Source organism: Occallatibacter sp., assembly GCF_035317045.1.
Taxonomy (GTDB): Bacteria; Acidobacteriota; Terriglobia; order Terriglobales; family Acidobacteriaceae; genus Telmatobacter.
Genome location: NZ_DATHHT010000029.1, coordinates 82,467 through 108,715 on the forward strand (window position 1 = coordinate 82,467; position 26,249 = coordinate 108,715).

The 26,249-nt window shown below is 58.8% G+C and carries 22 protein-coding genes; 5 read left to right on the forward strand and 17 right to left on the reverse strand.

Going from position 1 to position 26,249, the window contains the following annotated elements; all coding sequences use genetic code 11:
- The first annotated feature begins 184 nt into the window (after positions 1-184).
- Positions 185-2,497 carry a beta-glucosidase BglX gene (gene bglX / locus VK574_RS14635; RefSeq protein WP_472800593.1) on the forward strand — a complete coding sequence of 771 codons (2,313 nt, stop codon included), beginning with the start codon at positions 185-187 and terminating at the stop codon, positions 2,495-2,497.
- Positions 2,498-2,688: 191 nt separating this feature from the next.
- On the opposite strand, the gene VK574_RS14640 is transcribed toward bglX, so the two are convergent.
- Together VK574_RS14640 and VK574_RS14645 are read right to left on the reverse strand one after the other, a co-directional pair.
- Positions 2,689-3,141, reverse strand: a complete 453-nt coding sequence (locus tag VK574_RS14640) for a hypothetical protein (protein WP_472800594.1) — start codon at positions 3,139-3,141, stop codon at positions 2,689-2,691.
- A gap of 208 nt (positions 3,142-3,349) precedes the next feature.
- Positions 3,350-4,267, reverse strand: coding sequence for an alpha/beta fold hydrolase (locus VK574_RS14645; RefSeq protein ID WP_472800595.1), 918 nt, complete (start codon positions 4,265-4,267; stop codon positions 3,350-3,352).
- 194 nt (positions 4,268-4,461) lie between these two features.
- Here VK574_RS14645 and VK574_RS14650 point away from each other — a divergent pair, with 194 nt between their 5' ends.
- Complete coding sequence (locus VK574_RS14650; RefSeq protein WP_472800596.1) at positions 4,462-5,046, forward strand: hypothetical protein; 585 nt, start codon at positions 4,462-4,464, stop codon at positions 5,044-5,046.
- A 48-nt stretch (positions 5,047-5,094) separates the two neighbouring features.
- Here VK574_RS14650 and VK574_RS14655 read toward each other — a convergent pair whose 3' ends face one another.
- The 6 genes from VK574_RS14655 to VK574_RS14680 all read right to left on the reverse strand — a co-directional run bounded on the left by VK574_RS14655 (position 5,095) and on the right by VK574_RS14680 (position 11,974).
- Positions 5,095-5,268: a hypothetical protein gene (locus tag VK574_RS14655; protein ID WP_472800597.1), complete on the reverse strand. Its 174-nt coding sequence runs from the start codon at positions 5,266-5,268 to the stop codon at positions 5,095-5,097.
- A 335-nt stretch (positions 5,269-5,603) separates the two neighbouring features.
- Positions 5,604-6,410 carry a 3-keto-disaccharide hydrolase gene (locus VK574_RS14660; protein ID WP_472800598.1) on the reverse strand — a complete coding sequence of 269 codons (807 nt, stop codon included), beginning with the start codon at positions 6,408-6,410 and terminating at the stop codon, positions 5,604-5,606.
- Positions 6,411-6,449: 39 nt separating this feature from the next.
- Positions 6,450-8,378 (reverse strand): asparagine synthase (glutamine-hydrolyzing), encoded by a 1,929-nt coding sequence (asnB, locus tag VK574_RS14665; protein WP_472800599.1) that lies wholly within the window; start codon positions 8,376-8,378, stop codon positions 6,450-6,452.
- 158 nt (positions 8,379-8,536) lie between these two features.
- On the reverse strand, positions 8,537-8,773 hold the full coding sequence (locus VK574_RS14670) for a hypothetical protein (RefSeq protein ID WP_472800600.1): 237 nt from the start codon (positions 8,771-8,773) through the stop codon (positions 8,537-8,539).
- Between the two features lie 154 nt (positions 8,774-8,927).
- Positions 8,928-11,615, reverse strand: a complete 2,688-nt coding sequence (locus VK574_RS14675) for an ADOP family duplicated permease (RefSeq protein WP_472800601.1) — start codon at positions 11,613-11,615, stop codon at positions 8,928-8,930.
- Positions 11,612-11,974, reverse strand: a complete 363-nt coding sequence (locus VK574_RS14680; RefSeq protein ID WP_472800602.1) for a PadR family transcriptional regulator — start codon at positions 11,972-11,974, stop codon at positions 11,612-11,614. Before VK574_RS14680 ends, VK574_RS14675 begins: the two co-directional genes overlap by 4 nt.
- A gap of 280 nt (positions 11,975-12,254) precedes the next feature.
- Between VK574_RS14680 and VK574_RS14685 the strand changes: the two genes are divergently transcribed.
- Positions 12,255-12,569, forward strand: a complete 315-nt coding sequence (locus VK574_RS14685) for a hypothetical protein (RefSeq protein WP_472800603.1) — start codon at positions 12,255-12,257, stop codon at positions 12,567-12,569.
- 59 nt (positions 12,570-12,628) lie between these two features.
- On the opposite strand, the gene VK574_RS14690 is transcribed toward VK574_RS14685, so the two are convergent.
- The 9 genes from VK574_RS14690 to VK574_RS14730 all read right to left on the reverse strand — a co-directional run bounded on the left by VK574_RS14690 (position 12,629) and on the right by VK574_RS14730 (position 22,799).
- A complete protein-coding gene (locus VK574_RS14690) occupies positions 12,629-13,414 on the reverse strand; it encodes an L-fucose dehydrogenase (protein ID WP_472800604.1) in 786 nt (261 codons plus the stop codon).
- A gap of 210 nt (positions 13,415-13,624) precedes the next feature.
- Positions 13,625-15,802 (reverse strand): Abi-alpha family protein, encoded by a 2,178-nt coding sequence (locus VK574_RS14695; RefSeq protein WP_472800605.1) that lies wholly within the window; start codon positions 15,800-15,802, stop codon positions 13,625-13,627.
- 306 nt (positions 15,803-16,108) lie between these two features.
- Complete coding sequence (locus VK574_RS14700) at positions 16,109-16,297, reverse strand: hypothetical protein (protein ID WP_472800606.1); 189 nt, start codon at positions 16,295-16,297, stop codon at positions 16,109-16,111.
- A 65-nt stretch (positions 16,298-16,362) separates the two neighbouring features.
- The gene (locus VK574_RS14705) at positions 16,363-17,553 is read right to left on the reverse strand and encodes an MlaD family protein (protein ID WP_472800607.1); all 1,191 of its coding nucleotides are present in this window, start codon (positions 17,551-17,553) and stop codon (positions 16,363-16,365) included.
- An 8-nt stretch (positions 17,554-17,561) separates the two neighbouring features.
- Positions 17,562-18,350: an ABC transporter ATP-binding protein gene (locus VK574_RS14710; protein WP_472800608.1), complete on the reverse strand. Its 789-nt coding sequence runs from the start codon at positions 18,348-18,350 to the stop codon at positions 17,562-17,564.
- A 27-nt stretch (positions 18,351-18,377) separates the two neighbouring features.
- Complete coding sequence (locus VK574_RS14715) at positions 18,378-19,229, reverse strand: MlaE family ABC transporter permease (RefSeq protein ID WP_472800609.1); 852 nt, start codon at positions 19,227-19,229, stop codon at positions 18,378-18,380.
- The gene (locus VK574_RS14720) at positions 19,226-19,957 is read right to left on the reverse strand and encodes a hypothetical protein (protein WP_472800610.1); all 732 of its coding nucleotides are present in this window, start codon (positions 19,955-19,957) and stop codon (positions 19,226-19,228) included. The genes VK574_RS14715 and VK574_RS14720 overlap by 4 nt, the downstream gene beginning before the upstream one ends.
- A gap of 741 nt (positions 19,958-20,698) precedes the next feature.
- Complete coding sequence (locus VK574_RS14725) at positions 20,699-21,268, reverse strand: methyltransferase family protein (protein WP_472800611.1); 570 nt, start codon at positions 21,266-21,268, stop codon at positions 20,699-20,701.
- An 85-nt stretch (positions 21,269-21,353) separates the two neighbouring features.
- The gene (locus tag VK574_RS14730) at positions 21,354-22,799 is read right to left on the reverse strand and encodes an aldehyde dehydrogenase family protein (RefSeq protein ID WP_472800612.1); all 1,446 of its coding nucleotides are present in this window, start codon (positions 22,797-22,799) and stop codon (positions 21,354-21,356) included.
- A gap of 126 nt (positions 22,800-22,925) precedes the next feature.
- Here VK574_RS14730 and VK574_RS14735 point away from each other — a divergent pair, with 126 nt between their 5' ends.
- Both VK574_RS14735 and VK574_RS14740 read left to right on the forward strand, forming a co-directional pair.
- Positions 22,926-23,636: a DNA-3-methyladenine glycosylase family protein gene (locus VK574_RS14735; protein WP_472800613.1), complete on the forward strand. Its 711-nt coding sequence runs from the start codon at positions 22,926-22,928 to the stop codon at positions 23,634-23,636.
- Between the two features lie 111 nt (positions 23,637-23,747).
- Complete coding sequence (locus tag VK574_RS14740) at positions 23,748-26,243, forward strand: DUF3536 domain-containing protein (protein ID WP_472800614.1); 2,496 nt, start codon at positions 23,748-23,750, stop codon at positions 26,241-26,243.
- The last annotated feature ends 6 nt before the right edge of the window (positions 26,244-26,249 follow it).

Sequence of the window (26,249 nt, forward strand, 5' to 3'; positions counted from 1 at the left end):
ATCGGGGGGCGCTTTTTTGAGAGAACCCATTCATGTTGCGCACAACTCCCTGTGAGATGTCATGCAGCCCGCGAACCGGGATTTCAAGTCCGCCAAACCCAGCCGCAGCTTCCATCCACCAGCCCCTCTGCAAAACCCTGTCCTCGTGCTTTATGCTTATCGGTCCCTCGGAGGGACCTGCTCAGTGATCCAAAGCAAGCCGTCCACAAAAGCCATCGTTCTCTTCGCCTTTCTCCTAATCTCACTTTCGGCAATCCTTCCCGCGCAAACGCCGCCCGTCACTGCGGCCGAGGCGCACCGCCGGGCCGAAGAACTGCTCAAGCAGATGACCATCGAAGAAAAAGTTGGCCAGATGAACCAATCGTCCGGCGTCGTCCTGCCCCTTCTTGCCACCGAAAAACCCGACAACCTCATCATCGAGGGCAAAGTCGGTTCGATCCTCTGGCTCATCGACGTCAAGGAGATTAATCGCCTCCAGCACCTCGCCGTCGAGAAGTCCCGCCTCCACATCCCCATTCTCTTCGCCTTTGATGTCATCCACGGCTACCGCACCGTCTTCCCCATCCCGCTGGCCATGGCCGCCTCGTGGGATCCGGGAGTGGAAGAAGCCGCACAGCGCCTCGCGGGACAGGACGCGCACGCCGCCGGCATCCGCTGGACCTTCACGCCAATGGTCGACATCGCCCGCGACTCGCGCTGGGGCCGCATCGTCGAAGGCGCCGGCGAAGACCCCTACCTTGGCGCCGCCATGGCCCGCGCGCAGGTCATTGGATTCCAGGGTGAGACGCTTGGTCCTGACAGCGTCGTAGCCTGCGTCAAGCACTTTGCCGGCTATGGCGCTGCAGAGGGCGGCCGCGATTATGACTCCTCGTATGTCCCTGAAGAACTCATGCGCAACCTCTACCTCGTCCCGTTTCATGCCGCCGAACAGGCAGGTGCCGGCAGCTTCATGAGCGCCTATATGGACCTGAACGATGTCCCTGCCACCGGAAACCATTGGCTTCTCACTGATGTTCTACGCGAGGAATGGGACTTCCAGGGCTTCGTAGTCTCCGACGCCTTTGCGGTCGGAAACTTGCAAACCCATGGCTATGCCAAGGATCCCGAAGACGCTGCCTACAAGGCCGTTACCGCCGGTCTCGACATGGATATGGCCAGCCTCACCTATCCCAAATATCTCGCAGGCCTCGTGCACTCCGGCAAAGTGCCGGAAGCCAAGCTGGACACCGCCGTTCTGCCCATCCTTCAGATCAAGTACCAGCTCGGCCTCTTCGACCACCCCTACGTCGATGAATCACAAGTTGATTCGACGCTGAACCGGCCCGAGGGCAGAGAACTCGAACGCAAAGTAGCCGCCCGCTCCATGGTGTTGCTCAAAAACGACAACCACACGCTGCCGCTCAACAAGTCCATCAAAAAGATCGCCGTCATCGGACCGCTCGCCGACTCCGTGCAGGACATCGAAGGCGGCTGGACGGTAGAGGGCCTCTTCGGCGGCCCGTCCAAGAGCCACGCCGTGACGATTCTCGCAGGCCTCAAAAGCAAGCTCGGCCCGGGAGTTGAAATCAACTACTTCTCCGGCCCCAACCCCACGCGCATCTTCCCTGGTCTGTTTGAAACCATCTCGGGGAAAAAACTGCCCCCTCCACCCACCGAAGCTGAAACGGCCGAGGCCGTCGCCAAAGCCAAAGCCGCCTCTGCCGGCGCTGACCTCGTGATCGCCGTCATGGGCGAAACCTCTGCAATGAGCAGCGAATCCGCCTCCCGCGCTTCTATGGAATTGCCCGGCATTCAGCAGCGAATGCTGGAGGCAGTAGCATCGTCGGGCAAACCGGTCGTGCTCGTTTTGGAGAACGGCCGTCCGCTCGATCTTCGCTGGGCCTCGAAGCATGTCGGGGCCATTCTTGAAGCGTGGTACCCCGGCACCGAAGGCGGCAACGCCGTGGCCGATATCCTTTTTGGCGACGTCAATCCCGGCGGAAAACTTCCCATCAGTTGGGCGCACGCCGCCGGCGAAGAGCCGCTCTACTACAACCACAACCTGACGCACGAACCGGATGACCGCCCGAAGTTTACCTCGCGCTACTGGGATGTGCAGAGCAAGCCGCTCTATCCCTTCGGCTATGGTCTCAGCTACACAACCTTCAAATTCGATAATCTGCACCTGAGCAAGACCAGCATCAAGGCGGGCGACAGCACCGAGGTTCAGGTCGACGTCACCAATACCGGCAGCGTCCCAGGCGATGCCGTGGCGCAAATCTACATTCACCAGCGCTGGGGTTCGGCGTCGCGTCCGGTTCGCCAGCTCAAGGGATTCAAGCGCGTCTCGATCCAGCCCGGCGTGACGCAGACGCTCAGGTTCCCGCTTGGCAAAGATGAACTCGAATTCTGGAGCCCTCAAACCAAGGTGTGGGCTGTAGAGCCAAGCACCTTCGATGTCTGGGCTGGCGAGGATTCCACCGCCACCCTGCACACCGAACTCACCGTCACGGAATAGAAAACGCTCCAAAAAACGGAAAGGCCGGAATGATCCCTGGGGTGGGGGAACATTCCGGCCTCATTTGCTCTCGGCTATCGAAGATTCGGAACTGGTGTAGTCCGAAGCTGCATACTGGGTGGACTCTTTGCCAAGAAAAGCCACCTTCGTCGCGCTTGAACGGTCTACGCGCATTCCGAAACTGCTCTAAATCAAACCGAAAGCAGCCGCCCGAAGAACGCGCGATAACGGCGCAGTGCCAGGCGCAGCTCTTCCGTTGAAACGCTGTCGCCGCGGTCCCACTGCCCTTCCAGCCGTGCCCGCTCCTCCGCGAAAATCTCCGCCAGCCGCTTCATCGCTCCGGCGACCAGCGAGTCGGCTCGCTCCACTGCCTGCCGCGGCTCATCCACAAAGCCCACCTGGACCGCATCCCACTTGGCGTACAACGCCTTCGACTCATCCTGGGAGAACAGAGCCTCTTGCGCATCCGTCTCTGACGGTTGCTCAGCTTCCGCACGCATCCGGTTGCCGACAGAATCACTCATATCGCGGCCGTCATTGCGGTTCTCCACCAGTTTCTGTTCAATCGGCTCGTCGGCATGCGCCAGCGCCGCCGTCGAAAGTCCCGTGTCCTCGATCGTTTCATCTCGTCTGATCTCTGCCATAAGTCTTCTCCTGCTGTATGCAGCTCCTGTGTGCGGTGATTTAAACGTGCCGATTGATTTCTCCTGCGCAGTCCATGCCACCGCGATGATGCGGGCAATCACGCAAGAATCCTTGTCAGCAAGTTGAGATGAGGACGCAACGCAAAGGTTGCCCCGCCAGACCCTGTGCAGATTTTCTTAGAGCTGGATTCTCTTCAGGAAACAACCGTTAACGCGCGTCGATAAACGGAATCACCGCGTCGAGAAATTCCTTCGGCTTCTCGATCGCAGGCCCATGCCCGCACTCCGGCACAACAACAAGCTTCGCGCCCGGGATTCCAGCAGCGTACGCGCGTCCCTGTTCCAGCGGCACCAGTTCATCGGCACCACCCCACACCACCAGCGTCGGGATTGAGATCGCACCGATGCGATCTTTTACGCCTTCGGTCGCAACTTTTGGATTGCCCCAGATCGAGCGCTCCGTGAATCCGTCGTTGGCCTTCATCTTCATGGCCCAGGCTTCCCGCACGAATGCATCCGTAACCCGCGACTTGTCGTGGAAGACGATGGCGACCCCTTGCGCATCTGCAAGCGTACCCGCGATCGGAATGGGCATTGCCCGCCCCCCAATATGCTCCGTCGAGAATCCCGCGGCGTCAGAAAGCACCAGCCGCGACGGTTTCGGCAACGCCTCAAGTCCCGTATTCGCAGGTGCCAGCGCTTCGATCGTGTAGAGTGCCGAAATCCATCCCCCCAGCGATTCTCCCGCCAGCGTGAATTCCTGCACGTGCAACGTCCTCAAAAACTCGCCGAGAAAATCGACGTACGTCTGGATCGAGTAATCGATAAACGGCTTATCTGAAGCTCCAAAGCCGATCTGGTCCATCGCTATCACGCGATGATGCTGCGACAGCGGAATCAGCACATTGCCCCAGTCGAACCGCGCCTCGCTGCCAAACCCGTGCACCAGCACGATCGCCGGTCCCGCCCCTACGTCGTAATAAACAATCTTCTGCCCGAAGACAGCGACATTGTGCCGCGCCGGGAGCTTCGACGCCGGAGTGAGCAGGGGTGCGGGTGCCTGCGCCGCAACAACTCCCACCAAAGTTGTACAAGCCAAAGTTGCGAGAGCGGCTCGTTTCGCCATGTCTTGAACCTCGCTGGAAATTGCCTGAATCGTAGCACTTTATACACAATTCAGATTTCGCTTTTGTTGTGCACTCGAAGAGGAACCTGAGGCACCGACTTTCGGCCCGTGTCCTTCGTAACGCCGTAGGTGCGATAAATCACACTAAATTTCTAAAATCTGTCCCACCATGAATGCACACCAAAGGTACATCCATGAAAACCTTGTTTCGCTTGTTGCTTGGTTGCCTCGTCCTTGGCTCCTTCACCTCCAGCGCGCAAGACATCCGCTCGCGCGTGGATCAGATGAAGACCGCCTACACCGCCTCCGGCAGCATCGTTGCTCTCGACGGCCAAACTCTCGTCATCGAACCCAACATGCCCGCCCCGGTTTGCGCGATGCCCCGCGAAGAGGACGGAAAGATCGCGTGGTATCGCTACGCGTTTCCGCTTGCCTCCATCACCGTTCCGCTCTCTGACGTCGATGCTTCCCTGGTCAGCGAAGATCGCGTCTTCACGAACCCCGAAGCTCCCAGTGCCTACAAGCCCGGAGACAAAGGCGACGCCGTCATGGTCGTCGTGGTCGGCATGCCCGGCAAGAAATTCCCCGCCCTCGTCTACGACCGCGACAAGCTCGAACACCTCGGCCCCGGCCCGCATCGCAGCTCCGACTACGGACAGGTGCAGGACAAGGTCGAAGCCTTCGGCCTCACCTTCAACGACACCGCGGCGGCCCACGAATTCGTAACGGCCCTCCGGAATGCCGTCATGATGGCGAAGGCCCAGGCCATGGTCCACTGATCTCTCACTGCACCGCAATCCAATTCAAATGAGACGGCCGAGAAAACCTTAACCAAACAACTCCTCAAGATAATAGGGACATGTAGTCGTTATTTGCATGAATCCCCTTGATTTCGGATCGGGATGCCAGTCAAATTTCAGAATGCCATTCTCGACGCTTACGCTCGTGATGTTCTGAAAGGTCTTGTTTCCGTCCGACTTATATATTGTGACTTGAATCATCGTTCTCTCCCTACGATGAAACTATAGGGCGCGAAGAATTTCGACAGTGCGCGATCTCACAGAAGCCGGGTGCCCCCGGTCCCTCGCTTTCGGGGACCGGGGGTGACAACGAATCCAAATGATGAGTGAGGGCACTCAGTGCGTGTACCTCTCCGGACCGGGTGCCCCATCCAAGCTTTGCTTGGGTGGGAAAGCTAAACTCCCCAATCGCCACTGTCATTCCGAGCACCGCAGGGAGTCTAGGAACCTGCAGTTGCCCTTTCTCCGCGTTACCGGCGGGTGGCCCGGATGCATGGGAATTGAACATCACCGAGGTGACGCAAGCTCATCTCTTGCTACGGTAGCTGCCGCACCCAGATATTCCTGAAGCTCATTGGCTCGCTCTTGTCCCCGTGCGCCTGCAGCTTGATCGGCGCCGTGTCGTATTTCTTGTAGAACGGCTTCCCGATATACAACGTCTGCCCCTTCAGCTCAAAGTGGTTCTGCACCAGGACGCCGTTGAGAAACACCGTGACATATGCCGGCGTTTTCACCGATCCATCATCACTAAACGTCGGCGCAGTCCACGCCACGTCATACGTCTGCCACTCACCCGGCTTGCGGCTTGCATTCGCAAGCGGAATGCTCTGCTTGTAAATGCTTCCCACCATCCCGTTCACATAGGTTGGATTGTTGTACCCGTCCAGGACCTGCAATTCGTAGCCATCGTCGCCCAGACCCGTTGATGCGAGGAACACACCGCTGTTGCCGCGCCCCTGCCCGGTCCCAGTAATGCTTGCCGGAATCTTGTACTCCACGTGAAGTTGATAATTCTTGAAGCTCCGCTTGGTCTCGATGCTGCCGCCGGTCTTATTCACCGTCATCACGCCATCGTGAACATCCCAAAGCGCAGGCTGCTTGTCCTTCACGTTGACCCAATCATCCACGTTCTTCCCGTTGAAGAGTACGATCGCGTCCGAAGGCGGAGCATTGCATTCGGCGGCCGGCGTCACCACTGCCGGCACCGGCTGCCATATCTCCGTATCTTCCGGCTTGGGTTTAGCCTGCGCGTCTTGCGTTGAAGCCGTCTGCTGAGCATTCGTTGGAATCGCAATCGCAACAAGAGATGCAAAAAAGATGAGCCTGGAAATGTGAGTAAGCATAACGTCGCCGAGTATACACCCCACATTCTTCTCCAGCCATCAACACGCCATTCCAAATCCCTGGTGAATTACGCACATGCTCACCAGCGGCATCAGGATCTGGTCGTATGCCGTGCGGGCCCCTGCATCCATCCCGCCCAACCGATCCAGCATGGCAACAATCCTCTTCTGGTCGAAGTACGGAATCGAAGCCATCACGGAACCGCGCAGCATGTCCTGCACATAAGTGTTGAACGTCTGCTCAGGATTGAGCGTTGCCGGCGGACTCAGAAACGGATGCTTCTGTCGCCGATACACCGTGTCGGTGATCACGTCCCGCACTGCCTCGCGCAGCACGAATTTTTCCGTCATCCCGCGAATCTTCTGGTTCACCGGCTGCCGGCAGATGCACTCCACCACGTGATGATCGAGAAACGGCACGCGTCCCTCGATGGAGTGCGCCATCTCCATGCGGTCGCCCAGCATCGTCAAAATGTAGTTCGCCAGCACTGACTTGCCCCACAGATACAGCGACTGGTTCAGAGCATCGCGCCCTTTCAACTGTCCGGGCACGTCGATATCCGAGAGCAGCTGCAGATAGCTCTCGCGGTCCTTGAACCGGCAACCGAAATCGTCAGCCAGCAGCGGCTGTGCTTTCACCGCGCGCGACGAGAATGTTTCGCACCACGACGGCACATACCCGAGAATCCGCCGAACTCCCTCGAGATTGCCGGTGTCGCCATCCGGCAGCAGCAGCCCCCGCGAAACCGTATTGTTCTCGTTGAGCCACGCCAGCAGTTGCTCAATCTCCTTCTCGTCCTGTCCCTCTCGGTTGTAGAGCAGCATGTCGCGCCTGAAGTGCGCATAGCCCCCCAGGATCTCGTCCGACCCCTCGCCGGTGATTACAACCTTGTAGCCGGCATCGCGCACCGCTTTGCTCAGCAGAAACTTCGCCACGCCATGCGCATTCACGCAGAACGTTTCCGACTGCAGAATCGCATCCCCAAAATTCTCAGCCAGATGTTGCTGGTTGATCGGAATGGGATTGAACTCGCCCCCCGCCAGCGCAGCCATCTCCCGCGCGATCGAACCTTCATCGTACGCGACATCGTCAAACGTCAGCGTGAATGCGCGAATCGGATCAGGATGATGGCGCGCGGCAAGTCCGAGCACGGCACACGAGTCGAGTCCGCCGCTCAGATAAACGCCCACCGGCACATCCGCGCGCAGCCGTATCCGCACCGCTTCCTCCAGCTCGTGACGAAACTCCGCCGCATAGTCGGCATCGCTTCGCCTCAGCGCAGCGTCGTCTGCCTGCGGGTAGTTGAAATCCCAATATCGCGTGATCTGAAAATGCTTCTCGGTGGCAATCAGATAATGTCCCGGTGGAACAAGATGCACGCCATCGTAAAGCGTCCGCATCTGATGGCCGCCAAACGTGAACGACTGGTAGACACTCTCCTCATCCCACCGCGCCGGAACCCCAGCCGCAAAAAGCGCCTTCACCTCCGAAGCGATGTAAAGCGTGTTGTTGTGCCACGCATAAAAGAGCGGCTTGATACCGAACCGGTCCCGCGCCGCAAACAGCGATTGCTGCTTCTCGTCCCAGATCACAAATGCAAACTCGCCGCGTAACCGATGCAGGCACTGCGGCCCAACCTCTTCATAAAGGTGCAGAGCGATCTCGCTATCCGATCGCGTGCGCAGCCGATGCCCGCGCGCTTCGAGCTCCTTCTGGATCGCCTCGTATTCATAGAACTCGCCGTTCACGACAATATGCGTGCGACTATCCTCGCTCGAAATCGGCTGGTCGCCCGTCGACAGATCGATAATGCTTAGCCGTGCATGCCCCAGCCCGACGCGGTTGTCGCGGCTGATCCATTGGCGTTGTCCGTCAGGGCCTCGGTGGTATAGAGATTTCGTTGCGCGTTCCAGTTTCGCCGGCGAGACAGGCTCGCGACGCGCGTAGACGGCCACAATTCCGCACATTCTTGCGTGCTCCTTCTTTAAGGTGATTCAGATCGTCTGTAGACGCTCAGCTGAGAAGCGGGTAGCGCGAGCATCATAGCGATGCCGGAGATGGAGAAGCAATCGAATTCCGCATTCTCCCGACGTGGATCGGGGAACTCACTGATGCTGCGCGATCGTCAGGCTACAGCTTCAAGCCACGCACCGCGCTTGAATTGCACGTCCAGCGTCGTGCTGTCGATCTGCACCTTGTAGCTGCCTTCCGGCGGCTTCTCGGGCATCCAGATGTCCAGCGTTCTTACGGTGGGGAAACCAGGCGAGATCTTCGTCGCAAGTTCAACCCTGCACTTGCACGCAATCCCATTACCGCTCAACCAACCCTGGTGGACCTCCCGGGTGATTCGGATCGGGGACATGATTGCTCCTGCCCACATTCTGTACCGGATTTCTCTGTCACACCAGAAGAAAATGGCAGAGAAGCATTGATGAGCGTGGTGCACGCGGCGCCGGTCGCCATGTCAACATCCCCACGGCCCACCAAACGCAGCAACAACGCCTCCCGGACCCGCTTCAGTTGGCGCGCAGAGCTCCCGTCGGATTGATCCGCGATGCCCGGAACGCCGGAATGTACCCGCTGACCCCCGCCACCCCAAGCAGTCCAACCGCCATGCTCATATAGGTCATGGCATCCCACGGAGAGGTAGCAAACAGCAGTGAGGCAATCATTCGCGCGCCCGCGATCGATATAGCCGCACCCAGCACCACGCCGATCAACGCGAGCCGCAAGGTACCCGCCAGCACTTGCCGCTGCACGATTCCCGCGCTCGCTCCAAGTGCCATGCGAATCCCGATCTCCTGCGTCTGCCGCGTCACCGAATACGAAATCACTCCATAAATCCCCAGCGACGCCAAAAGCAACCCCAGGGTTGCGAATGAAACCACCAGCAGCATGAAGAATTGCCGTCCCGAAACGGCGTGATTCACCAGCAGGCGAATTGGCTTGAATTCCGCCATGGGCTGTTGTGGATTCATCTCGCGCAGCGTCGTCAGCACGCTCGTCGCCAGCGATGCAGGCTGCAGGCGGGTGCGAATCACGAGCTCCGCATCATTGGGAGACGCCTGTGTCGTCGGATAGTAAATTTGCCACCCGGCCTCCCCATCCACGTTTTCTTCATGCACGTCCGCCACAACCCCAACGACGCGAAGGTCGTTCTTGTCATCTACGCCGTTTCCCAGAATCTTGCCGACTGCATCCTGATTTGGCCAGAAGAACCCGGCCATCGCTTCGTTGATCAATACGACCTGTTCCTTCTTGGGTCCGTCGTCCCAGGTAACGTCGCGTCCTCGCAGACTCGTACCCATCGCCCGCATGTAACCGGGCGAAATCACGTAAACCAGGGGCCCCGCCACATCTTTGAATTCATTTGGATTTCTACCCTTGGGAATCGGGGTTCCCCATGCGCGGTTCTGCCCCAGCGGCAGATAGTCCACCATCCCCGCGGCCTCCACCCCTGGCAGCGCGCTAACGCGAGCTAGAATCTGCTGGAAGATCACTCCGCGTTTCGCCGCGCTCAAATCGCCCGTCTTGTCTCCGGGCACGCTGTCGTCGTAGGTGACCTTGATCGCTGCGGCTCGGTCCGGCTGAAAGCCAAGATCGACGTCGAGCACTCGCATGAAACTCCGCAGCAGCAAGCCCGCTCCCACGAGGAGCATGCACGCCAGTGCGACTTCCGACACCACGAGGATGGCTCGAATCCGCTCATGCTTCCGGCTCGCGCTCGCGCCGGGCCCCGCATCCTTCAACGATTCCTGCAGATTGCCGCCTGCAATTCGCAATCCCGGCACCAGCCCGAACACCGCTGCCGCAAACACCGCAATCAGCACCGTCCATCCCAGCGCAGCCAGATCCATGTGCAGCGTGCTCAGCAGCGGCAATGCAATCGCGCCCTGGTGTGCCAGCCATGAAACAAGGGCCGCGGCCATCAAAAATCCCACAACCGCACCCGCGCCTGACAGCACAAGGCTCTCCGTCAACAGCTGCCTTACGATGCGTCCTCGGCTGGCTCCCAGCGCGCCCCGCATCGCAAACTCCTTCGACCGCGCAGCCGCACGCGCCAGCAGCAGGTTCGAGAGGTTCACGCACGCAATCAGCAGAATTGCCCCCACCGCCGCCCACAGCACCACTAGTGACCGCTGCAGTTTCCCACTCACATATTCCTTCAGGGGTACCGGCACGACAGCATCCTTGTATTGGCCGCAGCTATTCGGTTGCTTGTTGTTCCAGCACATATGCGGAGCTACGCTCGCCGCCTCATTCCGGGCCTGCGCCAGCGTCACACCCGGTTTCAGTCGCCCGATCAGCGTAATGATGTTGCCCCAGTCACGCGGAGGCCCGTACAAATTCAGCGGCGTAATCGCATCGACCTTCGTCCCCGGCGCAAACACTGCACCAAAATCAAAGCTCGCCGGCAGCACCCCGATCACTGTCGTCTGCTTGCCGTTCATGTCGAACGCCTTGCCAACAATATTCTTGTCGCCGTTGAACTGCCGCTTCCACCACGCGTTCGTCAGCAGCACCACCGGCGCCGCGCCATTCCGCGCATCTTCCGGCGTAAACACCCGCCCCATCTGCGCCTGCACGCCCAGTAATGGGAAAAAATTCTGAATCACGTCGATACTGGTTGCCGTCACCGGCGCGCCGCCAAGATTCAGGCTCAGATTGTCCGCGCTTGAAAACGCAAAATACCCCGTAACATCCTGGTACGAGCGGCTCATCGTCCGGAATTCATCGTACGCATCCGTCGAATACGTCGCGCAACTCAGTCCGCACTTGGTCGGCGGCGGCGCAATCCACACCAGTTGCTGCGCGCTCTGAAACGGCAATGGGCGCAGCAGCAGCGTATTTACCACGCTGAACACCGCGATATTCGCCCCGATCGCCAGCGCCAGAATCAGCACCGCAACCACCGTAAAGCTCGGATCGCGCCACAGCGTGCGCACCGTGTACTTCAGATCCTGCATCAGGATATCGATGTTCATAAGACCTCGCGCTTCTCTGTGTCTGTACCGCGCCTGTTCCACGCCACCCAGGTTCACCAGCGCCAGCCGTCGCGCTTCCGCAGCCGGCAGTCCGTGAGCCATGTTGTCTTCAATCGCCATCTCCAGGTGAGCTGCAAGCTCTGCGTCGAGTTCCGCATCCAGCGGCCTTCTGCGCACAAACGCCCACATTCTGCCCAGCAGCCGCCACAACCCACTCATGCGTCCGCTCCGCCTTTGGCTGAGTCATCCATAGTCATCACGCGCTCCATCACTTCCTTCAGCCGCTCCCAGTAGTGGGCATCGGCCGTCAGCTGTCGTTTTCCAGCAGCCGTGATCGAATAGAACTTCGCCTTGCGCTTGTTGTCTGACGTGCCCCAGCGCGAACCGATCCATCCGCGCTGCTCCAGCCGCACCAGCGATGCATAAATGGTTCCCTGGTTCAGCAGCAAGGCATTGCCACTCACCTGCTCAATGCGGCGCGCGATCCCGTAGCCGTGCAGCGAACCCATCACCGTCAGTGTCTGCAACACCATCAAGTCGAGCGTTCCTTGCAGAAGGTCAAGTTTTTCAGGAGACATTTCAGTACCTGTGGTACGACCACAGAAGTATGCCATAACGACCTGTGGAGATGCCACAGGAGAGTGACGAACCCATCCGGAAGCGAAATCTCTTTCGCTCGCGCTGCAAGAAATCTGTTCCAAAATCACGCATCTCATTGACGCGGAAGTGGCATTGCCCCACTCCCGATCCCCGCTCTAACCTGCGGAAGGGCGGATATTCTCCGCCTATCGTCCGAAGCAACTGTCGGACCAGGAAATCACAATCACTCTGATTGCAATCCAATTCGCCCTGTTCACCATGACCGCCGCCTACCTGACCTTCTCGGCGGCGACACTGCATCGCCGCAATCAGCTCTCCTGGGAATCGCTGTCGAGCCGACTCCAACCGGCATGGTCAGTCAGCAGTTCAGCCCGTGTCGCCGTCCTCGCCTCTGACCGGTCCGCTCGCTGGTCTGCGTTTCGAGACGCTGGCGTCCTGATGCAAATGGCGGATTATGCCGACCGAAATGGCGTTGCCGTCGATCCATCTGTGCTTGCGTCTCTGCGCGCCGACGCAATCCGCATGCGCTTCGCGGTCCTGCAATCCTTCGTCCGGCGCCCGCGCCTTCTGTAGGCCCACAACGCCTGGCGCACCAGAACACAGTCAACCCGGCCACGCCCTGCCTCTACGCTCTACGTCAGCGCTCGATCCAGGTGGACATACCCACCATCCACAATGATGTGTTGCCCCGTCGTGTGCGCCGATTGCGTCGGCGAAAGCAGAAACGCCGTTACCGCCGCAATCTCCGCCGACAGTGTCATCCGGTGCCCCAGCGGGATCTTGTCCGTAATGCGCTTCAGCTCCGCCTCGGGATCGCCCAGCGTATCCAGCCAGCGCCGATACAACGGAGTCATCACCTCAGCCGGCAAAACCGCATTCACGCGAATGTTGTGCGGCAACAGCTCAGCAGCCCATTCCCGCGTCAGTGCAAGCTGGGCTCCTTTGCTCGCCGCATAGCCCGATGTGTTTCCCTGACCGGTAAGCGCCACCTTCGAGCTGATATTCACAATCGCTCCCTGCGTCCGCTTCAGCGAAGGCAGCGCATAGTGGGCCAGCGCGTAATAGTGGATCAGGTTCTTCTGCAGGCTTTCAACAAAGCGCGCCACTCTCCCCTTTTCCAGCCCCGCGCCGTCATTCACACCTGCGTTGTTCACCAGCCCATAGATGTCGCCGTACCGGTCTTCAATCTCCGCGATCGCCGACGCGCAGCGATCCAGGTCTTCGAGATGCGCCTCCACCAGGTTGCATTGGGCGTGCGCTTTCTCCATCTCCGCGATGAACGCCTGAACATTATCCGAGCGCCGCCCCAGCACCACTACACGCGCTCCCTCTGCCAGGCACGCGCGTGAAATACCCGCCCCAATGCCCGCTCCGCCGCCCGTCACGACAATTAGCTTGTCCTTCAGTCCAAGGTCCATAACCCTCTGTTCTCCCACAGCCCGGCGCGTATATCCGCTGCAGCCAAACCACTATAGCTGCTCTTTCAGATCATCGCACCGGCCACGCACATGACACCACACGCGCAATGCAATCGACGCGACGGCCAATTCCTAAGATTTCTTTTTCAATGGAGCGGGCTCAACGTGGACCCAGCGACAAAATACGGCCGGCATTGGGAACGCCAGCCTTTATCGATGCCCATGGCAGCGCGCATGCATCTTCAGGCCCAGCGCCGTAGGCGTGGCTCTGGTCTTTACCTTGTCCGTCACCGAAACATACGAGGGCTTGTTGATCTCGGCGAGCAATCCGAGCGACGACAGTTGTCCCATTGTCTGGTGGATCCGGGCAATACTTTGCGATCCTACCGCTTCGATCAATTCCTCTGCCGTGCAATACAGGTCCAGCTTGGCCGCAGACTCACCTGCCGCGATCCGTTCTGTCGCCTTGGGGCAGACGAACGCCAGAACGCGCAGGTGAACCGGCATCAGCTTCGCCAGCAAGTCAATGAAAACGGAATTTGAACTGTCCAGCGCATCGGCGCTGCACGAGCTCACCAGCAGGCCAGACCACCACTGCCGAATCCAGTCATCCTCCGTCCAAGATCCGTTTTCGAGAATGCGCCTCACCATATCCGGATGAGCCTGCACCTTCGCACGAGGTTCGAGCCGTCCCAGCAATTCTTGTGCCTTCAACACAATCTCCACGGCGCCCGCCACTCTCTTGTTGCTCAGCCGCTTATGAAGTCCCAGCTTCATCTCTTCCATCGCAGCGGGACACACCTCTAGCAGGAACCCAAGAGCCCTTGTCAGACGAAGTTCTCTCATAAAGAAATCCGCGTCCGTCTCATCCGATCTCTTCGTGTGCACCCGCCTCCAGGGTTCAAACTCCACACCATCGGGCCACAACCACGAAAAGCCGACGCCACCCTCGTCGCATCGAATCGCCTTCAGCTTCACGGTGACGTGCCTCTCACGCTGCTCCTCGGTGGAGTCTTTTCGTTGCAACACCAGCGAAACAACGTCGCCCGGATTCCAGCGTTCCTGCGTGCGAAGATACAGCCCCGTCGGACTCACATCGCGCACCTCGTACGGCTTTTTCTTTTCGCCGTCCCCGGTGTAAGCAATCAGCCCCTGCACCAACAGCCGTATGATCGAGCGCCGCTCCGGCAGCGGATCCTCGCAATTGAGGAAGCGCTTTACCAGAACCCCCAGCGATTCTTTCTTCTTCTCTTCCCGTTCATTCTTCTTCGCTGTTACCCCAGCAGTCGAAGTGGAGACTTTTGCAGGCAAATTCTCCGCGGACTTCTTGCGTTTTATTGGGTGAACATCTGTTCCGGTCTCAGCGGCGTCCGCCTTCACGCCTGCCTGCTCGACGACCTGCGTAGTCTCTGAAGCAACCGGAGAAATGTCGGTCCCCGGCTTTTCCTCAACCGCCTCCGCCTCAACAGCGACCGTCTCCGGCTCGATCGCGACTGCCTCGAACTCCGCAGCGACGGACGATGCCATGGCTGCAGCCGCTTCCTTCAGTGCGCTCTCCGCAACCTCAGCAGCAGGCTCGAGACCAGAGACAGGCTCAGACACCGCGCTCGAAGCGGGCTCCGCAATACTGGTGGTTGCGACCTGCGTTTCCGTGCTTTCCACGTCCGCAAGGCCAATCTCACCAATCTTCTCGCTCCCCGCCGCTTCTTCTTGCACTGCTTCTTCTTGAACCGCTTCTTCTCGAATCTCGACAGGCTCGAGCACCGCGGTGGCAGCCATCGTGGAGTTCGAGATCTGCCAGCTGCTGCTGGTCATTCCTACCGTGAACCCTGTGCCCTGCGGAACGGAACCAGCGAGTGTGTGAACCGAAACCTGCGATCTCGGAAACGAATGCAGTGGCAGGTTTGGAATCGAAGTGAAGGGGAGACTTGTCGCTGCAATGGGAGCTTCCGCGACGGGCGTGACCGCTTCGACAACCGCCGGACGAGCAACCTCCGCGAGTCGGAGTTCGAGTTCGTCCTCGGCGCAAACAATGATCTGATCGCCAGGCACCGTCCCGCTCGATTGAAGGCTGTTGAACGGCAGAACCAGGGCGCTCGCAACTTCAACACGGAACGGCGGAGCGGCAACCTCGGGCCGCAACGCCAAGGCCACCAGCACCTTCATATCTTTGTCGAGGTAGGCCAGGTCGAAAGGGAAAAGCCGCGCCAGCTGCGGAGCATGCTCCAGCGGAATCAGCCAAAGGCTCGACTTCGAATCCCGGGCAAGACCCTCAACCAGCACCTTCAGAACTTTGAGAGGCTCGCGCGCACTGTCGGCGGCCGTGACCGTGGAGTTGATCCTGCAACCCCTGGTCACGTTGTACGCACAGCAAGTCTTGGATTCCATACGTTCCAGTAATGCGAGTTCCGGCAAAAAACGCTCAGGCTAGTGTTGGTCCGCACATGAGCGCCGGCGTCGCACGCACGCAGTTCAAGAAGCGCTCGTTCCACACGAATCTTGAACATAGCATCGATAGCGGTCCGAACCGTGTATCTCGAGGCACGATTACAGCGCCAAAGTACCCAGACCCCCGATCATGTTTGGGGATCTTGCTGAATACACTGAATTTCGACACCCGGCCTAAGGCGGTATGCGCCACTCACGGAGGGCAGCAGATGAATGAAATGATCCCGCCGCCGCTTCTACCGGTCTCTAATGGGGATGGCTGCGTAGAACCCATGCCAGGTCGCCACTGAAAACGTAGATCGCCAGTGCGCCGGCCATCAGAATCGCGCCAACCCAGAAGCGCCAGTCCTGATGCATGCGCTTCCAATAAGGGCCCGGGCTGGGTTCACCCGCGTCGCTGCTGTTTCCTTCGGGATTATGCTTGTTGCCGGTCATCTCTTCTCCATCGTCACACAGCTTCGCAGGTGCGCATTGCCGCTTCGATTTGTTCAAATCTGTCTCTAGGGCTTTTCGGTCGCGGCAGTGGTCGCGTGAAGCGATTGGTCGGCATGGTTTGGGATGGAGAATCCAGTCTGCGCAGCTTTGTCGGGGGGCAGCGCGGTTCCTACCGGAAAGATGAGGATCTGGATTGATCCCCAGTCTGCGTCGATGTTCGCGCCGGCCTGTTTGCCCATTCCCAAGGTCTTGAGCTGGCTATCGTCAAATCCGAAGTTTTCAACCAGGTATTCGCGAACCACCATGGCCCTTGCCTCGGTGAGAACCAGGTCTTTCTGGGTGTCGCCTTCCATGCCATTGGAGACGACTATGACTGCGAACCCGAACTGATTCTGCGCGAGAAAGTTGCCTCCGTCCTTGAGAGACTTCTGGTTCTTCAGCTTCGCCGAGTCGCGGCTGTCGAAAAGCTGTTTGGCTGTAAAGGTAAATGACTTCAACGGCGATGCCTGAGGAAGCGCTGAGATCGAATTCGCCGCCAGGCTGGCCGAGTCTACGTAGCCGCGCTTCTTGAAATAACCGCTGAGGAAGAAGTTGTGCTTCAGGGCTTCCATGTTTTCCTGAAAGTCCGTCACGCCTGTTTGAGCCTGGGCCATCGTTTCCTGCAAGGAGGTCGTAGTCTGCTCAAGGTGGCTGTAGAGTTGCTTGTCGTTTACCAGCGCGCCGACGGTACCCTGGCCCGAATCGATCTTGGCGCTCACCGAATTCAGATGTGCAGTCGCCTGCGTGACATTGTTGATGGCGCGCCGGCTGCCATCAAGGATGCCGCTGGTCTTCTGCAGTAGATCCGCCATTGCGAGAGGAGGATCACTGCGTATGGTCTGCCCATTCGTTACATCGAGCTGCCCGGCAGATCCGAAAGAAATGGACATGAACTGATTGCCCAGCAATCCCTCCGTTTGAATCGAAGCCACAGAGTCTTGCTTGAGGATTGCGTGCGTAGGCTGGTCGAGTTCCATGACAACTGTGACCTTGCCTCCCGGTTTGCTCGGCAACGCGATACCGGTGACGGTTCCGCTGTGTACTCCCCCCACCTGGACATCGGCGCCCTCAGCGAGGCCCGCGACATTGTCGAATTGCGCCTTCAATTGGTAGGTGGAACGAAACAGGTATTCCTTGCTCCCGATGATGAAGATGCCTGTGGCGAGAAGCGCCAGTGTTACAACGATGAATGCTCCCAGACGCGCCACTCTCGACATATGCCCCCCTACGAAACCTTTAGAAATTGCCTTACAAATTCAATGTCGCTTTGTTGAAGGTCATCGAATGTACCCTCGATCACCACGCGACCCTGGTCAAGAAGCGCGATGCGGTTTGAAATCGTTCGTGCACTGTGCAAGTCGTGCGTGACCACAATGGAAGCCATCTGGTGTTCCCGCTGGAGCTTGAGAATTAAGTCGTCGATTTCCCCAGAGCTGATGGGATCGAGACCGGCGGTCGGTTCGTCCAGAAGGAGAAGGTCCGGCCCCAGCGCAAGTGCGCGCGCCAGCCCCACACGTTTCTGCATTCCACCCGAGATATCCGAGGGCATCTTGCCGGCGGCGTTTTCCATGCCGACTTCAGCCAGCAAATGAGTGACTCGGTCAGCCCGTTCAGATTTGGAAAGGTCTTGGCGATGATGCTCAAGGGGAAACGCCACGTTCTCGGCAACAGTGAGCGAATCGTAAAGGGCCGCATGCTGAAACAGGAAACCCATCTTCTTCCGGATTTCACTCATCCGGTCGAGGGGTAGTCCGGCGATGCTTTGCCCGTGGATCCGAACCGATCCGGAGTCGGCCCTTTCGAGGCCGATAATGATCCTTAGTAGGACGCTCTTTCCTGTTCCGCTGCGTCCCAGCACGGCCAGGGTCTCTCCCCGGTTCACGTGCAAGGACATCCCATTCAGGACGACTTGAGGGCCGAATACCTTATGCAGATTCTCGACTTCGATGATCGACGCGGCTTTATCTCCTGCGTGACTGTCTTGCTTCACCGCGATGTCATACGCTGTCGACATTTTGCTTTCATTTCATTCGATCAACGGTTAAGGAAAGAAGACGAGAATGAATTTCACGAGCACAACATCAGCGAGGATGAGGAAGAGCGAGGCCAGCACGACAGAGTTCGTGGCAGCTCGCCCAACACCCGCAGCGCCTCCCGTGGTTCGCATTCCCTGGAAGCAGGCAATGAGCCCGATGATCAGCCCATATACAGTGGTCTTGAGTGTTGGCGGAAGGAACGAGTTAAAAGTGGCTCCGCTAAAGCCGCTTTGAATGAACTGATGAAACGAGAGTGGCTCAACCAGGGCCTGTGCCAACCAGCCAGTCATCAGTCCGCAGGCGTCCGCGGCAATAGTGAGGAGCGGCAACATCAGGATGCACGCAAGGATTCGCGTGGCCGCGAGCAACCTGTAAGGGTTCACCGCCGACGCTTCAATGGCATCAATCTGTTCAGTCACTTTCATGGATGCGAGCTCGGCGCCGATGCCTGCGCCAACACGGCCGCTCACTACCAGACCGGTGATTACTGGACCCATGACCTGAACCACGGAATAGACCAGGGTGGCGGGAAACATTGATTTAGCGCCGAATCGACTGAGGCTGTAACGGGCTTCGAGCGAAATCACGACGCCGATGGCTGCGCCTGCCAATGCGACCAGCGGCAGAGACTTCGATCCAACTTCGTCAAGCTGGCGGACCAGCTCGCGCCACTCATACGGCGGCGTCACTGCGGCCCTGAGCACTCGCCATGAAAAGACGCCAAGGCTGCCGAACCATTCAAAGAATCCGGTGATCAATCCTGGACCAAGGATCGCAGCAGCAGGTGCGCCCGCGACCAGAGCCCCGGGATGGGGACGGCTCAAGGTTGCGGCCGGAGTCGATCCCAGATCGCTCATTGATTCGGACCTTTAATCGTGGAACCGTGCAAATTATTCAAATGCATGCGAGCGATCAAAGAATGGGGGCCGCTGTAAAAGAACTCCAGGGAAATGTTCTCGCCCATATACGCCAGCAGACTGTAGTTACCCATTCGGAATGCATCCTTCGCGCCGAAGCGGTTTGGATACCAGCCGTAAACCGCAACCACCGATCCTGCATACGGTGCGACCAGCGCAGGGAAAGAGAAAACGCGATGGCCGTCGCTGCCGCGGCGCGCTATCACCGTTGAAATCACAGCATGGCGTAGTCGCGGAAATGCGCCGCTGCATTGACAGCGGTAGTACAGAGTATCTTCCTTGAAGGCTTCTGCCAGACCATATCGCGTCGATGTTCCAACAATCGCGATTCCGAGGTTAGACCCAAACCGCCTGCTGAAACCCTTGATCCCCTGGTTCCATTCGGGCGGGGAATCAGTCAGTTGATTGATGCCGGCCGTGAAGGCTGCACCCGCGATTGGGTATGGACCGAACCCTTCGTAAACATAATTCCTGACCTTTATTCCCTCGGTGGGACGAAGATACGTCAGATCAAGTGTCCCCGAAGTCGGTGTTCTTGCGGTCACTGAGGGGTCTGTCGATGAGGAAAGGGATTGCGATCGAGCCTGGACCGACAGTGCTAGCAGGATCAGCGTGACGAACAAAAGAACCGCGGCTCGGCGGCTCTTCGATACAGCCTTGGATAACATCACGTGCGCTCCTCTGTTCGACATCGCGCTTCGCAGGCACGGATGGCTTGATCACTGGCTTCGGAGGCACACAATTATGCCTTTGTAGATCCTGTCAGAAGGGCAGACTGAAGGATGGTCAAATTTGATCAGCGCTGCGGGTTGTGATCTTGCCCGTCGGCAGAAAGACACGCCAAGGCAGTAATCGCTCATCAGTGTAGAGGCGAGGGGCGCAGACACTCGTTTGGACGGGGAGGGGCTTTCCGTTGTGAGCGAATCTGCTGTCAAGTCTCTCGTTCCATCATCCCCACCTAACTCACTCAAAACAAAAGGCAAAAAAGTCCACTCATTTTGCAGGTTATTTCGCCGATTGGCCTAAGCTGAATCTATGCGGCAAACTTCAATTTGCTTGTTCATTCGTCGCTCACAGTTTCGCAGGCTTTGAAATCGCGAAGCGCCTAACCACCGTTATGACCCGCCAAAATCTGGCCAAAAAGCGCCAAAAAGCGCCAGAAAATCACGTGTGGAAATGAGTTAACCCTCATCCCCACAGTGAGTTCGCTCTCTTCAACTCCGCGGATCTCGAAAATCGCCTTTGAGACTGCGAAACAGTGAAACTGTGAAGGAGCCCGAGAGCTTCTATGTCCTTACCCACGAAGACTCTCCGGCTAACTTAAATGATAGGAAGACCTTGCAGGCCACGTCTTCTGTAAATCATTGAAAGAGGATATTTTATCTGCAGAGTATGGGGGGATACCCCCTTCAATAAATCCCGGGAATCAGCCGGAAAGTCGACTGCCGGTATTGGGCATAGTCGTCTCCGAATGCCTCACCCAGCGCCAGCTCCTCCACGTGAATCCGATACAACAGAGCCGCTGTCGGAAAAACAAGCAGGATAGCCAGGCTCACCCAGTTCCGTTGGCTCAATCCGACTCCAGCAAAGATCAGCAGCATCCCCGAGTAGGAAGGATGCCGAACCCAGCGGAACAGTCCGGTTCTCCGCAGCTTCTGGTTGGCATGGATCGCCACGTTTGTGCTGAATGAAACTCCCAGCGTAAAAATCGCCGTCCACCGCACCAGCAGTCCGGCGATCAGCAGCCCTAGGGCAGTCACCTTCAATGCCTCGCGATTCCCTGGAAGGTTGTGCGGATGCGTCGCACCATACCACATCGCCATCCAGATGGAGCCAAAGATGACAGCCAGCAATACCAACAACGAACCGCGGTCTTTGACCTGGCCAGTTGAGCGGCTGGTGGGAGTGACAATTTGTAGCAGGGCTTCAGAGCCTACCCAGGTCCAGTAGAGAGTGGTGAACAACCCGGAAACAGTCATACAGTACGACGCTCCTGAGACCCGAGACTCACCATGAAACTACGCACCCGCGCCAGGGCCGGTTCCAGAGCTATGGTTGCGGCTCCTAGCTCATGCCCGACATCACCAGCATGCGCGGCTCTGTCATCTCTTCGATCGCCGACCGGATCCCCTCGCGCCCCAGCCCCGAATCCTTCACCCCGCCATACGGCATCGGATCCAGTCGCCACGCCGGCGTGTCCCCCACAATCAGCGCCCCCACTTCCAGCTCGCGATACGCCGTCAGAATCCGCCCCGCATCGCGCGTCAGCAAGCCAGCCTGCAACCCAAAACGCGAGTGGTTCACCTCCGCAAGCGCCTGCTCAAAATCGACATACGGCTCCACAACAACCACTGGCCCAAAGACCTCTTCGTCGCGAATCTTCATCCCCGCCTTGCTCCCGGTCAGAATCGCCGGCGCAATCATCGAGCCCTGGCGTTCTCCGCCCGCAATCAGACGTGCACCGCCCTCCACCGCCTCCTTGATCCAGCTCTCAATCCGCTCCGCCTCGCCGGGCCTGATCATCGGTCCCACCTCCGTCGCCTCACTGGCCGGGTCGCCTGAAGCCATCTTCCCTGCAATCTCCACCAGCTTCCAGATGAATGTCTGAAAGATCGACTTGTCGACAAAAATGCGCTGCACGCTGATGCACGACTGTCCCGCAAAGCCAAAAGCCGCGTGAGCCGTGCGCTCCGCCGCGCTGTCCAGATCGCGATAGTCGCCGTGGATAATCAACGCCGCATTGCCGCCCAGTTCCAGCAGCACCCGCTTGCGGCCCGAGTGCACCTTTAGCTCCCAACCCACCTTGGCCGAACCGGTGAAGCTCACCAGCTTGATGCGGTCTTCCTTCTCCGCAAGCCACGCTGTGTCGGCGTTCGACAGGGGCAACACGGCCAGTGCCTCTTCCGGCCAGCCCGCCTTCAGAATCACTTCACCCAGCGCCAGCGCAGTAAACGGCGTCTGTGGCGACGGCTTGATCAGGATCGGGCAGCAGGCCGCAATCGCCGGCGCCGCCTTGTGCGCCACCAGGTTCAGCGGAAAGTTGAAGGGCGTAATCGCCAGCACGGGTCCCACTGGAAACCGCTGCACCAGCCCCCAGCGATTCTCGTTGCCCTCTGTCAGATCGAGAGGGATAGTCTCGCCTCCAAGCCGCGCCGCTTCTTCGGCCGCAGTCTTGAACGTCAACACCGCACGATCCACCTCGGCGCGTGCCAGCCGGATCGGTTTGCCCGCTTCCGCGACGATGAGCTTGGCAAAGCGATCCTTCTGCTCAATCAGAGCCGCAGCGATATCTTCAAGGATCTCGCGTCGCTTCCAGCGCGGCAGCGCACGGGTGCGGCGCATGCTGGCCACCGCATGGTTCACAGCCTCGCGCGCATCGGCGCGGGTCGCCAGCGTCACCTTGCCGATCAGGCCCTGATCCCACGGCGAGCGTACTTCAATCGCTTCACCCTCGCTCCACTCCTTGCCGCAGAGCAGAAATCCCGTTTGCGTTCCCGGACGCATCTTCATAAAGTTCGTCGCTCCAAGGTTGACCCTACCAATAGATGGTACATAGCGAGGGTCAAGTCGGCTCGCTTGCCGCACCTCAATTTCCCCGCGAATCGCCATCACTGCGCCGCGTTACACTGTTCGCCTATGATTCACGACGGAAAGCGCAGGAAACTCCCCTTTGATCCTGCCGAAGCCATTGCACATCTGAATGCCTCCGATCCGAAACTGGGCGCTCTCATCGACAAAGTCGGCGAATTCAAGCTGCGCCTCGATGCTGCGCCTTCGCCCTTCGAGTCACTTCTCGAATCGATCCTCTATCAGCAACTCCACGGAAAGGCGGCAGCCACCATCCATCGTCGCGTGCGCGAGTTCTTCCATGGAGACCCCACTCCCCAGCAGCTTCTCGACACGCCCGACCAGCCGCTGCGCGCCGCCGGCGTCTCCGGCAACAAGATCAAGGCCATGCGCGATCTTGCCGCCAAAACACTCGACGGAACCGTGCCAACACATAAGGCTATTCTCAAGATGCCAGACGCCGACATCATTGAACGGCTCACTGAAGTGCGCGGTATCGGCCCATGGACCGTGGAAATGCTGCTCATCTTCCGCTTGGGCCGTCCCGATGTATTGCCGGTAACGGACTATGGCGTGCGCAAGGGATTCGCGCTCACCTTCCAGCGTCTTCCCAAAAGCCGCCCCATCGAAGCCTCCGATCTGCCCAAGCCCGACGTCCTCTTCAAGCGCGGACAGAAATGGCGCCCCTTCCGCTCCGTCGCCAGCTGGTACCTGTGGCGCGCCTGCGACCTTGCCCTGAAAACACCGCCCGCCGGACGCTCCGTGTCCAAGGAATGCTAAAAATCTTGCGTCATCGCATCAGCACCGGCACTCGACCGTGAAGCGGCATGCCGACCGCGCAGCCTACAATAATTAAGCACGGTCAATTTGCCGGCCCTTAATCGAGAAAGCATGGCCTCAACCCAACGTTTCATTTGCATTCATGGGCATTTCTACCAGCCCCCTCGCGAAAATCCCTGGCTCGAGACCGTCGAGACGCAGGATTCGGCCGCGCCTTATCACGATTGGAATGAACGCGTCTGCGCAGAGTGCTACGCCACCAACGGCGCCGCGCGCACGGTAAACAACAAGAATCAGATCATCCGCATCGCCAACAACTATTCGCGCATAAGCTTCAACTTCGGCCCCACGCTGCTCAGTTGGCTCAAGGAGAATGCGCCACGCACCTATCGCTTGATTCTCGACGGCGAGCGCCGCAGCCGAAAGCACTTCGACGGTCATAGCTCGGCGATGGCACAGGTCTACAACCATGTCATCATGCCCCTTGCCAGCCAGCGCGACAAGATCACGCAAATCCGCTGGGGAATCGCCGACTATGAAAGCCATTACGGCTCGGCGCCCGAAGGCATGTGGCTCGCGGAGACGGCTGTTGACACAGGATCGCTCGAACTGCTCGCGCAACACGGCATCAAATTCACCGTCCTTGCCCCCAGCCAGTGCAAGCGCATTCGGCCGCTTCCCGCAGATGCGGCCGCGCCCGAGTCTGCATGGACCACGCCGCTCGCTAATTCCGTCGATACCACGCGCCCCTACCTCATGCGCTTCGACTCCGGCGTGTCGATTGCCATCTTCTTTTACGATGGTGCCACGTCCCGCGCTATCGCCTTTGAAGGCCTGCTGAATTCAGGTGAAAACTTCGCCGCGCGCCTCAAGGCAGGATTCAAAGACAGCGCCCAGCCGCAACTCGAGAGCGTTGCAACCGACGGCGAATCCTACGGGCATCATCATCGCCACGGTGAAATGGCTCTCGCCTATGCAGTGCGTCTTCTCGAACAGGACAAGACCGTCAAGTTGACCAACTACTCGAGCTTCCTGGAGCAGTTTCCACCCGATTGGGAGTGCGAAGTCATCGACAACACCTCGTGGAGCTGCGCGCACGGCGTGGAGCGTTGGCGCTCAAACTGCGGTTGCAACGGCGGCAAGCCAGGTTGGAACCAGCAGTGGCGAACCCCGTTGCGCCAGGCCCTCGACGATCTGCGCGATGCCATTGCACCCATGACCGAGCAGGAGGGCGCTTTGCTCTTCCGCGACGTCTGGGCCGCACGCAATCGATACATCGATGTGATTCTCGATCGCAGCGAAGACTCCGCGCGGCGTTTTCTTTTAGATCACCAGGCTCGCGATCTCACCGCCGCACAGCGCGTCCGCGCCCTGCAATTAATGGAGATGCAGCGCCACGCGCAGCTCATGTACACAAGCTGCGGCTGGTTCTTCGACGACGTCTCGGGCATCGAGACCGTGCAGGTCATTGCGTATGCAGCGCGCGCGTTGCAACTGGCAAAAGAGTTGTTTGGCGAACAAGCCGTGGGCCTGGAACCGGCGTTTCTTGCTCGCCTGGCTCAAGCCAAGTCCAATGTGCCTGCGGCCGGCGATGGAGCACGCATTTACAAAGACAAGATCGTGCCGATGCAACTGGGCCTCGAGCAGGTAGCGGCGCACTATGCCATCAGCAGCGTGTTCTCGTCTTACGCTGAAGAAACCGAGCTGTTCTGCTATCGCGTTCGCCGGATCTCGTACGATGTCCAGACGTCTGGCCGAGGACGGCTCGCGCTTGGCCGCGCCCTCATCACCAGCGGCATCACCGAGTTTGCGCAAGCATTCAGCTTCGCAGTATTGCACTTCGGCGATCAGAACATCACTGCTGCCGTGAAGCCCTACAGCGATAGCGATTCGGCGGAGTTCGAGGAATTCTCAGCACAAGCATCTGAATGCGTGCAGCGCGCAGATTTTCCTGATGTCATTCGCCTGATCGATCGCTATCACGGTCATGTTGGCTATTCGCTCACATCGCTCTTCACCGATGAGCAGCGCCGCATCGTTCAGCTCATTCTGAACTCAACATTATGGGACATCGAGAGTTCGCTCACAAATATCTACGAGGATCATGCCAGCCTGCTTCATTACCTGTCTCAGGCGGGCCTGCCCAAGCCTCCGGCGCTGACCCTGGCAGCGGAGTTTGCCATCAATGCGGGACTGCGGCGCGCGCTAGAGGGCGATCCCATTGACCAGGCGCTGTTGCGGTCATTTCTGCAACTGGCAAGGGCGGACAAGGTGCCGCTGGATACAACCACCCTTTCCTACATCGCAGACCAACGCATGAAGAGGGCGATGGTTGAACTCCAGATGTCCGCTGGTTCGCTGGAGATGCTGGAACGCGCGCTCACTCTGGCGCACACGCTCGTAGAGCTTCCCTTCGAACTGAATCTCTGGCAGGCCCAGAACATCTGGTACGAGATTCTGCGCACCTCAAGCTATGCGCTCACCTCGCAGATCGCCGACGATCGCCCGCGCTGGGATAAGGATTTCAACGGGCTCGGCAAGTGTCTCTCCATCGAAACCACCGCGATCACCGCTCCCGATCAGCTCGTGGAAGCGACCGGCGATTAACTTCGA

What these genes read in the sequence shown, in the direction of transcription:
- VK574_RS14730 (WP_472800612.1), bottom strand. Translation starts at nt 22,799, where the DNA reads ATGAAGATGCGTCCGGGAACGCAAACGGGATTTCTGCTCTGCGGCAAG.
- VK574_RS14695 (WP_472800605.1), bottom strand. Translation starts at nt 15,802, where the DNA reads ATGGAATCCAAGACTTGCTGTGCGTACAACGTGACCAGGGGTTGCAGG.
- VK574_RS14715 (WP_472800609.1), bottom strand. Translation starts at nt 19,229, where the DNA reads ATGAGCGATCTGGGATCGACTCCGGCCGCAACCTTGAGCCGTCCCCAT.
- VK574_RS14700 (WP_472800606.1), bottom strand. Translation starts at nt 16,297, where the DNA reads ATGACCGGCAACAAGCATAATCCCGAAGGAAACAGCAGCGACGCGGGT.
- asnB (WP_472800599.1), bottom strand. Translation starts at nt 8,378, where the DNA reads ATGTGCGGAATTGTGGCCGTCTACGCGCGTCGCGAGCCTGTCTCGCCG.
- VK574_RS14725 (WP_472800611.1), bottom strand. Translation starts at nt 21,268, where the DNA reads ATGACTGTTTCCGGGTTGTTCACCACTCTCTACTGGACCTGGGTAGGC.
- VK574_RS14735 (WP_472800613.1), top strand. Translation starts at nt 22,926, where the DNA reads ATGATTCACGACGGAAAGCGCAGGAAACTCCCCTTTGATCCTGCCGAA.
- VK574_RS14675 (WP_472800601.1), bottom strand. Translation starts at nt 11,615, where the DNA reads ATGAGTGGGTTGTGGCGGCTGCTGGGCAGAATGTGGGCGTTTGTGCGC.
- VK574_RS14685 (WP_472800603.1), top strand. Translation starts at nt 12,255, where the DNA reads ATGACCGCCGCCTACCTGACCTTCTCGGCGGCGACACTGCATCGCCGC.
- VK574_RS14645 (WP_472800595.1), bottom strand. Translation starts at nt 4,267, where the DNA reads ATGGCGAAACGAGCCGCTCTCGCAACTTTGGCTTGTACAACTTTGGTG.
- VK574_RS14720 (WP_472800610.1), bottom strand. Translation starts at nt 19,957, where the DNA reads ATGTTATCCAAGGCTGTATCGAAGAGCCGCCGAGCCGCGGTTCTTTTG.
- VK574_RS14710 (WP_472800608.1), bottom strand. Translation starts at nt 18,350, where the DNA reads ATGTCGACAGCGTATGACATCGCGGTGAAGCAAGACAGTCACGCAGGA.
- VK574_RS14705 (WP_472800607.1), bottom strand. Translation starts at nt 17,553, where the DNA reads ATGTCGAGAGTGGCGCGTCTGGGAGCATTCATCGTTGTAACACTGGCG.
- VK574_RS14640 (WP_472800594.1), bottom strand. Translation starts at nt 3,141, where the DNA reads ATGGCAGAGATCAGACGAGATGAAACGATCGAGGACACGGGACTTTCG.
- VK574_RS14670 (WP_472800600.1), bottom strand. Translation starts at nt 8,773, where the DNA reads ATGTCCCCGATCCGAATCACCCGGGAGGTCCACCAGGGTTGGTTGAGC.
- VK574_RS14650 (WP_472800596.1), top strand. Translation starts at nt 4,462, where the DNA reads ATGAAAACCTTGTTTCGCTTGTTGCTTGGTTGCCTCGTCCTTGGCTCC.
- VK574_RS14680 (WP_472800602.1), bottom strand. Translation starts at nt 11,974, where the DNA reads ATGTCTCCTGAAAAACTTGACCTTCTGCAAGGAACGCTCGACTTGATG.
- VK574_RS14655 (WP_472800597.1), bottom strand. Translation starts at nt 5,268, where the DNA reads ATGATTCAAGTCACAATATATAAGTCGGACGGAAACAAGACCTTTCAG.
- VK574_RS14690 (WP_472800604.1), bottom strand. Translation starts at nt 13,414, where the DNA reads ATGGACCTTGGACTGAAGGACAAGCTAATTGTCGTGACGGGCGGCGGA.
- VK574_RS14660 (WP_472800598.1), bottom strand. Translation starts at nt 6,410, where the DNA reads ATGCTTACTCACATTTCCAGGCTCATCTTTTTTGCATCTCTTGTTGCG.
- VK574_RS14740 (WP_472800614.1), top strand. Translation starts at nt 23,748, where the DNA reads ATGGCCTCAACCCAACGTTTCATTTGCATTCATGGGCATTTCTACCAG.